Source organism: Rhodococcus sp. NyZ502 (assembly GCF_041464245.1).
In the GTDB taxonomy this organism is placed as follows: domain Bacteria; phylum Actinomycetota; class Actinomycetes; order Mycobacteriales; family Mycobacteriaceae; genus Rhodococcus_F; species Rhodococcus_F qingshengii.
Genome location: NZ_CP167155.1, coordinates 6,003,438 through 6,014,812 on the forward strand (window position 1 = coordinate 6,003,438; position 11,375 = coordinate 6,014,812).

Consider the following 11,375-nt stretch of genomic DNA (forward strand, 5'->3'; position numbering starts at 1 on the left):
ATCAACGGCGAATCGCTCATCCAACCATTAGCTCAATTCATCGATGAGCCATGATGGAGTGGTCGAATGAGTCCAGGGTCGGAGTGAAAATGTCGGAGCCCCCGATGCGTGAGATCGAGTGCTTCCTCGTTCTCGCTGAAGAACTGCACTTCGGTCGCACCGGCGAGCGGCTGTTCATCTCCCAGAGCCGAGTGAGTCAGCTGATCAGCGCGTTGGAGCGTCGTATCGGCACCAGCCTGGTGGCGCGCACCAGTCGCCGCGTGCACCTGACTGAATTCGGTGCCGATTTTCTTGCGTCGTTGGCTCCCGCGCATCGTGCGCTTGTCGGAGTAATCGAGGACGCTCAGTCAAGAGCACGGAACATGCCGGCGCCGCTTCGGGTGGGTTTCCAAGGAGCAATTTACGATTCGATCGCGGCTGCTGTCTCTCGTTTCGAAATACAACATCCGCAAACATGCGTGACCATCAAAGAATTACCCCTGGGTGATCCGTTCAGTGATGTACTCGCCGGGCGAATCGATGCGGCAGTGGCCCTTCTCCCCGTAGATGAGCCGGAACTGACAACCGGGCTCGTCTTTTCTCGACAGCCCCAGACCCTCGCCGTCTCAGTCCATCACCCGTTCAGCGAACTGGGCGTGATCGACGCCGAGCAGTTGGCGCAGATCTGCCTGGTACCCATCACCGGCCCCGCCCCCGACTATTGGCAGCGTGTGAATTCCCCGAGCACGACGCCGGGCGGAGCCACGATTCCCACGCAGGGTGGGGCGAGCACCGTTCAGGAAGGCCTGTCGCAGGTCGCATTCAGTCAGGTCGGCCTCATCCTCTGCGCTGCGACCGCTGCATACAGCCAGCGCTCGGACATCACATTCGTACCGATCAACGGATTACCCGAATCTGCTTTGGGTCTCGTGTGGCGTACCGATCTCGAAAGCCCACGACTTCGCGCTTTCGCGAAAGCGATCGAGGAAGCGCACACCTGTCCCTCCTGACGTCGATCAGTAAGTCGCGGAAGGAGTCCGGGGCATTGAGATGCATCGTGTGTGAGATGATCGCGCCATGTCTGCGATCACCGACTACTTCACCGCGCGCACGGATGAGCATGCCACCTCTGCCCTCGCGGGACTCGTCGACTTGGAACCAGAGGTGATGGAGGCGAACGCAGCTTCTCGCCCGCGGGTCCAGTTGGCTGCGAGTGGGACTCCAGTTCTGCAGGCGAAAGGCGTCGATCCAGTTGTCGCGCTCGGCCGACTGGAAGCAGCCCTCACCGCTCGCCCCTACGACGAAGTTGCAAAAGGTCGACGCTGCGGGAAACTCGTCGCGATGAGCGACGACGGCGACACCCTCGTGCTCACGGTTACCGACGAATTACGCGATGCACTAGCGGAATTGAACGCTGACGGTGTCGCCGCCGCTGCGGCGGCCTGGGCAATCGACGAGACGAGTGAACCGTCGGAGGACTCAGTGCCGTTCCTGACCGCCTTCGCCGAACTAGCGACCAGAGCTGTGGCTCAGGGCGAACGGATGTACGGCTACGTCGTCATCTGAGCTTCGCAACTCCGCCGACCTGATTGGAAGGCTGTTCGTCTTCGACAACTCCGGATCTGACCGTCACCCCGGGATCTGCATGGCCAGATCGTTGCGGTCAAAATCGGAGAACTGCTGGGTGTCAGTGCAGTATCCACAGCTCGCTCCGAAGAACTCGGTGCGAGCGTTCGGATCGTCAAGTAGCCAGTACCGCAGCCACGCCGTGCTCGGCCCGCGCATATCGCCGCCGTTGATCGCCGTACCGAAGTGCGTGGCGCCGCGCAGTTCCAGATACTCGGCAGGCACGTGGTCTGCGTCCTCGTACATCGCCCGCACGATCGCCGGCCAAACGATTGCGTCGGCCTGGCCGGCCAGATAGAGAACCGGCTCGTCGATGAGATCGACATCATTGAGCGGGCCTGGTTGGATCGCGACGGCAGTGTCGACGCGGTCGTCGATCGCCGCGTTGATCGCCGCAGACCCGCCCTGCGAGTGCCCCACCGCACCAATGTGTTCCAGGTCGACTTTGCCGTAGAAGACACTCGACGGGCTGGCCGCTTTGTCCGCGATGAGGTCGATTCCCGACCGCATGGTGATGGCGAAGTTGCTTGCCGGTGTATTGGCGGCGACCACGATGAATCCGTGGCTGGCGTAGTGGCGCAGCAAAGAGGTGTACGCACCGGGGAGCACACCGGTCCCGTTCCCCCAGATCACAACAGGGTGCTTCTCGCCGCGCGCGCCGAGCTGGCGCGGGTAGTACAGAGTGTGCACCAGCCCGATCGAGACGTTCGGCGTGTACGGCCCTGCACTCGCCCAATCGTGCCCGACGCTCGGGATGCCGGGCGCATCGGCAGCCGCTGTTCCGGTTGCGCCCGTGAGTCCTAGCGTCGCGCACAACGCAACCGCCGCTGCAGCATTCACGAAATGTTTCAGAGACTTTCGCATGAAAGTCAACCTTTCGAAGTTGATCCGGAGTGACGTGTATTACATATTCACGGGAAGGCAACCCGTCGGCTTTGTTTCAGGAAACGGACTATCCCAGAAGTGTTGTGTCTGTGGACAAAATCATCGTTCTCGGTGGATGCCCGGGCGACGCGAATACCCAGAGCGCAAGGTCGAGATCGCCTCGGCCTACGGCTTCCGCGCGGATTGCTCGGCACACAGCCGTAGGAAATGTTCGACGATCTGCGTGTTCTGGCCGTCCCTTGCCACGGCTGCGATCTTCCGTGGGGGCAGTTCGAATATCTCGCCCACAGTGCACCCGCGTTCGGATGCTCGCTCGGCACTGGAGAGTTCGAGGATGACAGCACCGATCCCTTCGTACGCGAAATCCGCGAAGGCATCGCGGTGCTGTGACCTCATCACGAATGCGTGGTCGATTCGCGGTTCGATCGACCGCAGATGGCGATAGACATCGGAAGTTTCGAACCGTGGTGCGACAACCAAGCCGATGCGCATGAGATCTTCGCCGATGAATACCCCGTCCACCGGTGACGGGGTACCGGGCGGGCAGACGAGCCGCAACTTGTGGTCCGGAAGGCGCACCGTGCGCGTCCCGGGAACACCGGTGGGCGGCGACTCCATTATTGCCACGTCAGCGGTGCCTGCCATGACCGGGTGAATCGCATCGGCCACGGATGACCCAGGCGGATCCGAGATAGTGATCCTCAGGTTCGGCACCTCCGTGCGCAGCGCTCCGAGCAGTACCGCTGCGGGATCGTCCGCAAGGCTCGCTGTCGTGGCAACACTGAGGCGGGGGACTGCTGGCAGTAAGGACTCGCTGTCGACCACTAATCGGTCGAGCGCGGCCAGCGCTTCGCGTGCTGGATCGATGAGATTCCGTCCGCGCGCCGTCAGCGTCGCGCCGGTCCGGCCTCGATTGAAAAGCCGTCCTCCGACGCGTCTTTCGAGCCGCGCAATTGATTGAGAGACGCTCGATGTTCCCGTGAACTGATTTGCCGCTGCCGCCGTGATACTGCCGTGTTCGACGACGGCAAGGAAGTCTTGTAGCTGCCGCGGATCGATTCGCGGGGTGGCGGACTCTCCGAACTTGCTCATCCGGCGTTCCCCATTCCACCTTCGTCACGTAATCGGCTGGTCGTCTCGATAAACGCTTGTGCCGCAGGCGATGGCGTCGAACCGTGGAACATCCAGATATCACGAGTGAGCGGGGGCCGAGTACGACACAGCACCACACCTTCTCCGACTGTATCGGCGACAGATTCGGGAAGGAAAGCGACGCCGACTCCCGCGCGTACAAGTGGGATCATCGAAGCCACAGAGATAGTCTCCGCAACCACCGCCTCGTCCACAGTGCCTTCGCCCAGGCGTTCCGCCAACAGTCGCCGAGTGACATCGTCACGCGGGCTGGTGATCAATCCGATTCGCAACAGATCCGTCAACGCCGCTGCCCCCTCGCCTTCACTTCGTGCGGCGGGCACCAGCGCAACGATTTGTTGCCGGCCGAGAAGGATACGTTCAACGCCCTCGTCGAACACCTCGTCCACCCCGAGGCCGATATCAGCCTGACCCGAGGCGACCACCGTTCCGATTCCGTCGGTGTCGTTGCTGAGCATCGTCACCGCAACGTTCGGAAACTTTCTTTTGAACGCACCCAGGGCCGTGGCCGCTGGATCACGCGCCAATGTTCGCGGACACACGACCGTCAGCCGACCCCGCTGCACGACGTTCAATGGATGCAAAGCGTGATCCAAATCCCGGTATGCCCGAAGTACTTGGGCCGCCGGACCTGTGAGATCGCGTCCAGCGTCGGTCAGGGTGACTCCCCGCGAGCCACGGCGGACGAGCGTCAGGCCGCACTCTTTCTCCATCCTGGCCAGAGCCTCCGAGATCGTCGGCTGGCTGACCCCCAGTCCGCGAGCCGCAGCGGAAATGCTGCCCCGATCAGCAAGGGCGAGAAAGTATTCCAGATGACGCCGGTCCATTCGGGGTTCCCTTCTCCTGGCAGTCCTCGCGCGCGCCCGATTTTGCGCCCGTCAGACATAGGGAAACCCTATGGCATACCTCTCGAATGTGGCGTAGACGGGAAGAAGAATCCCGTGATCTGCTTCACATATGAACGCAGTGAGCAACAACCCGGGGAGCTTCGACCAGAGGCACCCGTCTGCTTTTGTCGAGCACCTATCGCCGCCTGCGAGCACAACGGAGGAGGCGCCGAAATGACCGAAACCATCACCGCAAGTTCGCCATCCGGTGCTACGTCGCTCCGTTCCGTGAGGCGGGCGCGCTCTGAGCCGAAGCCCGCTCGACAGCGTCGATCCGGTACGCGACTCACCATCGGGGTACGACTGGCCCAGGTCGCGCTGCTTCTGGTCCTACTCGGAGCGTGGCAGCTCGTCGCATCGCAAGGTTGGATCGAGCCAGTTCTGGCCAAAACGCCAGGCGAGGCCTGGGCCTACTTCACCGCAGCGGTGCAGTCGGGCGAGATTTCGTCGAACTTGCGTGCCACGATGACTGCCGTCGTGATCGCGTGGATCCTCGCTAGCGCAGTCGGGGTGGCGGTCGGACTCTCTCTCGGACTGCTTCCGACCCTCGAACGCATCATGAGTCCGTTCCTGGATGCGGCGAATGCCATGCCACGTCTTGCGCTGGCGCCTCTGCTTATCGTCATCTTCGGGATCACGATGACGGCGAAGGTCGCTCTCGCGTTCACACTCGTCTTCTTCATCGTCTGCTCGAGTGCACGAGCCGGTGTGAAGTCGGTGGACGACGAATGGCTCCGACTTTCCACTGTCCTGAATGCCAGTAAGACACAGGTGTTCTGGCACATCCTCCTCCCCGTCGCAACACCTGGCATTTTTGCCGGTCTTCGGTTGGGGCTGATCTATTCGCTACTTGGCGTTGTCGGTTCGGAACTGATCTCGTCACGGGACGGGCTGGGCCAGCTTGTGTCGATCTACTCGGCCCAGTTCCGGATGGAAGCGGTCTACGCGATCCTCATACTTCTCGCAATCGTCGCAGTCGTCCTCAACCAGGTAATGAACTTCGCCGAGCGCTACCTCCTTCGGTGGCAGCCGCCGGCTCGACGATGACAGGAATCATCATGGATACCAACGTGATTACACCCGCAGTCCAACTCGACGGACTGACGATATCCTTCCCCTCACCCGACGGGTCGACGAAAACTGTGGTCGACAATCTCGACCTCACCATCCCTCGCGGACAGTTCGTGAGCTTGGTCGGCAGGAGCGGTTGCGGAAAGACCACTCTGCTCAACGCGCTCGCTGGATTGGTGGACGCGACGGAAGGCAAAACCGAGGTCCTCGGCACAACACCATTCGACGCTCGTTCCCGGATGGGCTTCATGATGGCCCGAGATGCGCTGTTCCCGTGGCGAACAGCGCAGAAGAACGTGGAGTACGGTCTCGAATTGAGGGGAGTACCCAAGGCGGAGAGACGAACTCAATCCGCGCGCTGGCTTGCGGCCGTTCAAATGTCCGAGGCGTCACGGCTGTGGACTTGGCAACTCTCCCAAGGGATGCGCCAGCGTGTCGCGTTGGCCCGAACGTGGGCACTGGATCCGGACATCTTGTTGATGGACGAACCCTTTGCCGCCCTCGATGCGCAAACCCGCGTCGAAGTACAGCGAGAATTCCTCGAGCTTTGGCAATCCCAGGTAGGCCGGACGGTCATCTTCGTAACCCACGACCTCGGCGAAGCCATCTGTCTCTCCGACCGCGTTCTGCTGCTCGGGGCCGGCCGGGTGATCGACGACGTCTCCATTGACATCGAACGCCCCCGCGAACTCGAAACCCTCACCGCCGAACCTCGATACATCGAAATCTTCAACCGGCTGCGTGGTCAGCTCGACCACTGATGTGCCCAGCCAACTCAGCTTGATTACTGATGTGCCCAGCCAACTCAGCTTGATTTCTGATGCGCCCAGCCATCAAGGAACAGGAATCCCATGAAACTTCGACCTTTTGTCGGCACAGTCATTGCAGCGGCCCTACTGCTTTCCGCGTGTGGAGGGGGAGGGCGTCCGAACGACGGTAGCGTCGCCATCGGGGTCTACCCTGCGAGTGCTTTGTCCCTGCCTGTCTACGTCGCTGTCCAACAAGGAATGTTCGACAAGGAAGGCCTCCACGTCGAGCTCATCGACGGAAAGAACGGGCCCGAACTCATCAGCGGTCTCATCGGCGGCACAACCGATCTCGCGGTCGGTGCACCCGGAACCGTCGTGCCGGCCATAGAGCAAGGGCAGAGTCTGCGGCCACTGTCCCCGTACGGGTCGATCGATCTTGCGATCGCCGTGACGAAAGACAGCGGCATCACCACCATCGAGGATTTGCCCGGCAAGCGGATCGCCATACCGTCACGTGGCGGCGCGGCCGAGCAATTCGTCAATCAGCTTCTCGCAGAGAGAAACATCGACGCCTCCACGGTGCAATTCATCGCAGCGGCACCCACCGCGAGTCAGATACCACTCGCACGAAAGGGCGACATAGATGCCGCCGTTCTCACCGCTGCCAGCCAGGCCGTATTCGATGCTCAAGGAATTCCGATGACGGCGATTACAGAAGTAGACCCGGTGGGCTCTGACGGCGTGAGTTCATACGGCCTGGGCACGGTGCTCGTCACGACAGCCACATTCGCTGAATCCGATGCTGCTGCCCCCGTGTGTGCGGCGCTCGAGGCCGCAGCAGGGTGGATAGCCGATCCCGCGAACGAGCAAGCAGGAGCTCAACTTCTCACCGAGCGAATGAATGTTCCTGCTGACAAAGCCAACCAGGTGTGGGCTTCGCAGAAGACCCTCTGGCCGGTCGAGATTTCAGCCGACCGATGGACCCAGAACGTCAGATGGGTGAACAACCAGACCTCGGGCAAGTCCGACGCAGACGTCCCTTTCGACCCCCTCTGCTGACCAACGCCCCATACACAATCCAGTTCGTCTACTACGAAAGAGAAGAAACGATGACACAACTCGCTGACCAGTCAACACAATCCGAGTCCCAGCACGATCGCCGGCAGCTCACCAAGGCTTGGTCTGCAGTCACCGACAGCCTTGCGACATTCGGTTCGACAGCTGCCGCTACCGGATCGCTGCTGGACAGCGCCGAAGGTGTACGGCACGCACTTCGCCTGTTCGGATATCTCGCCGAGATGAACATCGAGCGCCAAGACGTGCTCCGGCCTGAACTCTTCACCCTGATGTCACCGATGCGAAAGTTCTGGGGAGACGGCATCGACGTCGACTACTGGACTGCGATGATCGACCCCAACGAGACATATCGCATTCACGGTAACCGTGGCACAGTGCCCTACGTCGCCGTCCTCGCCAATCGTGTGGGCGCGTCTGGGACCGACAGGGTCGCCGACAACATCGTCATCGACGACAAGGTGTGTGACGCGGACGGCAACTTCGAGATCTTCGTCGCACAAGAGCTGGAGGGGCGCAGCGGCATTCGGCTGGATGAGCGCTGCTTCGACGTAGTAGTTCGTGTGTATCACAAGACGCGTAACGCGGAGATCGATCCTGTTCTCCACATCGAGCGCCTCGGTCCGCCGCCTGGTGCACGCCCCGATCTCGACACGGCGTGGCTGACCCAGCGCCTCACGAAACTTGCTCGTGGCATGGACGTGAGCCTTCGACGCAGTCTTCAGCTCATCGAAACACTCAGTCAGTCTCCCAACGAGATTCGCGTGACCTCGGAGCAGCGAGGGTGGGGAGACTTCTACGGCACCAGCTCCAACCAATACGTTGCCGGCTGGTGGTCACTGAAAGACGCTACTGCCGTGGACATTACGTTCACCATCCCCGACTGCACCTACTTCGGAGTGATGCTGTACAACCACTGGTTCGAGTCCTTCGAGTACCGCGACCACACCGTCAACCTCAACGACGCACACTTCGAGCGCAATGACGATGGAACCGTGACGATCCGAATCGGGGGAGTAGAAGGCGACAGAAACCGACTGAACCCCTGCAACCACACCGAAGGCATCTTGTTGGCGCGCTGCCTGGAGCCCGCTGAGGATGTCACTTCGCCTCATGTGGAGATCATTCGATGACCGACGAAGTAGACCTGCCGTTGGCAGGTGTCCGAGTAGTGGAGATCGGTCAACTGATCGCAATACCCAGCGCCGGGCAGCAGTTGTCCGATCTCGGCGCCGAGGTCATCAAGCTCGAGCCTCCAGGTGGTGAACCGGCCCGACAAATCGACGCCGACTACGCGCGCGGCATCTTCTACGGGTACAACCGTGGAAAGCGTTCAATCTGCCTCGACCTCAAAGACTCCGCCGATCTGCAGCGAGCTCGGGATCTGATCGCGTCGAGCGACATCTTGCTGCACAATCTTCGCCCGGGAACCCTCGATCGATTGGGATTCTCCTCTGCCGAACTCCAACGCCTGCGACCGGAAATCATCGCCGTCTCGGTGAGCGGGTACGGGGCGGAAGGCCCGTCCGCTACCCGCGCCGGGCTCGACATCGCCGCGCAAGCGGAGAGTGGACTGATGTCGGTGACGGGCGAGGCGGATGGCCCACCACAACGCGTGGGCGCACCGGTCATAGACCATGCAACGAGCTATGTCGTCGCGCAGGCGGCACTGGCAGCGCTACTTCGACGTGAGCGCACCGGCAAAGGATCGTCCGTCCGAGTCTCCCTGCTGGACGTCGCAATCCACTTGCAGACCGCCAACTGGATCGAGTGGCAGGTATCCGGAAAGCCCATGATTCGCAAAGGGAACGGACAACCAAGCGTCGCACCGGCAGCAGACGTCTTTCGCGCCGCCGACGGCGAGCTGGTGATCAGCGGATACCAACCGCGCGCATGGATCGAACTGTGCAAGGCGATCGACCTACCCGAGTTGGCCGACGACCCGAGGTTCACCACCAACGCGCTGCGCGTGGAAAACCGTGTTGACCTCGTCGCCACGATCGAGAAGCAGCTGTGCCACCGTAGCGCCGCGGAAGCGGTTGAGCATCTCACTGCGGCCGGAGTGGTTGCCGCACTTGTGCGTGACTACGACCAGGTGATCCGCGCCGACGACGTGGTTGCGAACCGTACCTTCATCCCCGGCACCAACGAACGTGGCGAACAATACTTGACGCCTGCCATGCCCTATCGCGCCGAACCTCCGATGGCACGAACTGAACTTTCACAGGTTCCGGCCTTGAACGAGTGGACAACATCGACGCGCTGAATGCGCCGTTCGGGTCGAAATTGACTTTGCACCAACGTAACTGACAAACAGATAGCCATGCACCATCGAGGAGATGTCCAGTGCTGACCACCGCATTTACCGAGACGTTCGGAGTTCGCCACCCAATCGTGCAGGGCGGCATGCAATGGGTGGGGAGAGCAGAACTCGTAGCGGCAGTTGCAAACGCCGGCGCGCTCGGCATGCTCACTGCCCTGACACAGCCGACACCTGACGATCTTGCCCGAGAAATATCCCGAACGCGCGAGCTCACCGATCAACCTTTCGGGGTCAACCTCACAATCCTCCCGACGATCACACCTCCGCCCTACGATGAGTATCGCAACGTGATCATCGACTGCGGAGTGAAAGTCGTCGAGACAGCTGGATCGTCTCCCGCGCCCCATCTGCCGCACTTTCACGGCGCAGGCATCAAGGTTCTCCACAAGTGCACCAGCGTCCGCCACGCGGTCAAAGCCCAGGCCCTCGGTGTCGACGGCATCAGCATCGACGGGTTCGAATGTGCCGGGCATCCAGGGGAAGACGACGTACCGGGTCTCGTCCTTATCGCTGCAGCAGCAGAGCGGATCAGCATTCCCATGATCGCGTCCGGTGGATTTGCCGACGCGCGAGGATTGGTGGCCGCCCTGGCGCTTGGCGCCGACGGCATCAACATGGGCACTCGGTTCATGTGTACCGAGGAGTCCCCGATTCACCACAACATCAAGCAGGCGATAGTCGCTGCCTCGGAGGTCGACACGGAACTGATTTTCAGGTCACTGCGCAATACCGCTCGCGTAGCACGCAACAGCATCAGCCGAGAAGTTGTCGAAATCCTCTCCAGTGGTGGCAAATTCGAAGACGTTCGACATCTTGTGGCCGGTGCGCGGGGCCGAGCGGTGTTCGACAGCGGCGACCAGGAGGCTGGCATCTGGACGGCTGGCACTGTGCAAGGATTGATTCACGACATCCCCACAGTGGGTGAATTGGTGGAACGAATTGTCACAGAGGCCGAAGCACTGATTGCCGGACGGCTTACCGGCCTCCTGGATCCTCTCAGCGCCTGACTACGTCCGAACCCACTGGGCGCTACCGTCGGCCAGTTCTTCGCGAATGCCCCTGCCGTTGCGCTCGTCGACCCGCGTGCCGCCGATACCTCGTCCTCGATGCGTCGTGCGGTGACGGGGAGCTCTTCCAGATCGCCTCGCGGCTCGCCATCGCCGCTCGATCGTTTCGGGTGCATCCCGACGATCATTGACGCCAGGACGAGGAAAGGAGGTGTACTCCGAATTGCTTGCGGTCATCAGAGTGACAACCGCAAGGATTTCGATCGGCACCGAGCACGACCTACTCAATGTTGTGTCCATGGTGCTACCAACCCTGTTGTCACCCGCGCCATTGCGATCAACGCACTGTTGCCAGAGTTCCAATAGTTCTTGTGCACATCCAGATTCGGTATGAGTCGGCCAGCACGCGCATAACATCACCGTCGGTCCGAAGTAGCTTCCCCACGCCACGCCGACACTTCTTGGCTTCGACTGAGTACCACCCAGCGTGGTCCGAGAACATGTTGGCCAATCGGGAGGCGACGGTGACCATCGGAAGTGAAAAGATTTCTGTGAACACAACCCTGTTGACAGGGAAAGAGGCGGAGAGCGCCTTCGAACGGTTCGTCGAGTACAACCCTAC

At 61.1% G+C, this 11,375-nt stretch carries 11 protein-coding genes; 8 read left to right on the top strand and 3 right to left on the bottom strand.

Annotated elements, in window-relative coordinates; translation table 11 throughout:
- Positions 1 to 89 precede the first annotated feature (89 nt).
- Together ACBG85_RS27860 and ACBG85_RS27865 are read left to right on the top strand one after the other, a co-directional pair.
- On the top strand, positions 90 to 989 hold the full coding sequence (locus tag ACBG85_RS27860) for a LysR family transcriptional regulator (RefSeq protein ID WP_007735591.1): 900 nt from the start codon (positions 90 to 92) through the stop codon (positions 987 to 989).
- A 67-nt stretch (positions 990 to 1,056) separates the two neighbouring features.
- Entirely contained in the window at positions 1,057 to 1,545 is a 489-nt protein-coding gene (locus ACBG85_RS27865) for a hypothetical protein (RefSeq protein WP_311094119.1), read from the top strand.
- Between the two features lie 63 nt (positions 1,546 to 1,608).
- On the opposite strand, the gene ACBG85_RS27870 is transcribed toward ACBG85_RS27865, so the two are convergent.
- The 3 genes from ACBG85_RS27870 to ACBG85_RS27880 form a co-directional block, all read right to left on the bottom strand.
- Positions 1,609 to 2,469, bottom strand: coding sequence for an acetylxylan esterase (locus ACBG85_RS27870; RefSeq protein ID WP_021346076.1), 861 nt, complete (start codon positions 2,467 to 2,469; stop codon positions 1,609 to 1,611).
- A gap of 186 nt (positions 2,470 to 2,655) precedes the next feature.
- Positions 2,656 to 3,582, bottom strand: a complete 927-nt coding sequence (locus tag ACBG85_RS27875; RefSeq protein ID WP_054188345.1) for a LysR family transcriptional regulator — start codon at positions 3,580 to 3,582, stop codon at positions 2,656 to 2,658.
- Complete coding sequence (locus ACBG85_RS27880) at positions 3,579 to 4,469, bottom strand: LysR family transcriptional regulator (protein WP_007735587.1); 891 nt, start codon at positions 4,467 to 4,469, stop codon at positions 3,579 to 3,581. The genes ACBG85_RS27875 and ACBG85_RS27880 overlap by 4 nt, the downstream gene beginning before the upstream one ends.
- A 234-nt stretch (positions 4,470 to 4,703) precedes the next feature.
- Here ACBG85_RS27880 and ACBG85_RS27885 point away from each other — a divergent pair, with 234 nt between their 5' ends.
- The 6 genes from ACBG85_RS27885 (at position 4,704) to ACBG85_RS27910 (ending at position 10,753) form a co-directional block, all read left to right on the top strand.
- Entirely contained in the window at positions 4,704 to 5,576 is an 873-nt protein-coding gene (locus ACBG85_RS27885; RefSeq protein ID WP_007735586.1) for an ABC transporter permease, read from the top strand.
- Between the two features lie 11 nt (positions 5,577 to 5,587).
- The gene (locus ACBG85_RS27890) at positions 5,588 to 6,361 is read left to right on the top strand and encodes an ABC transporter ATP-binding protein (RefSeq protein ID WP_037126877.1); all 774 of its coding nucleotides are present in this window, start codon (positions 5,588 to 5,590) and stop codon (positions 6,359 to 6,361) included.
- A gap of 90 nt (positions 6,362 to 6,451) precedes the next feature.
- Positions 6,452 to 7,408 (top strand): ABC transporter substrate-binding protein, encoded by a 957-nt coding sequence (locus tag ACBG85_RS27895; protein WP_219467264.1) that lies wholly within the window; start codon positions 6,452 to 6,454, stop codon positions 7,406 to 7,408.
- A 50-nt stretch (positions 7,409 to 7,458) separates the two neighbouring features.
- Positions 7,459 to 8,556 (top strand): hypothetical protein, encoded by a 1,098-nt coding sequence (locus tag ACBG85_RS27900; RefSeq protein ID WP_372025614.1) that lies wholly within the window; start codon positions 7,459 to 7,461, stop codon positions 8,554 to 8,556.
- Entirely contained in the window at positions 8,553 to 9,689 is a 1,137-nt protein-coding gene (locus ACBG85_RS27905) for a CaiB/BaiF CoA transferase family protein (protein WP_372025615.1), read from the top strand. Before ACBG85_RS27900 ends, ACBG85_RS27905 begins: the two co-directional genes overlap by 4 nt.
- 80 nt (positions 9,690 to 9,769) lie before the next feature.
- A complete protein-coding gene (locus ACBG85_RS27910; RefSeq protein ID WP_372025617.1) occupies positions 9,770 to 10,753 on the top strand; it encodes an NAD(P)H-dependent flavin oxidoreductase in 984 nt (327 codons plus the stop codon).
- Positions 10,754 to 11,375: the final 622 nt, after the last annotated feature.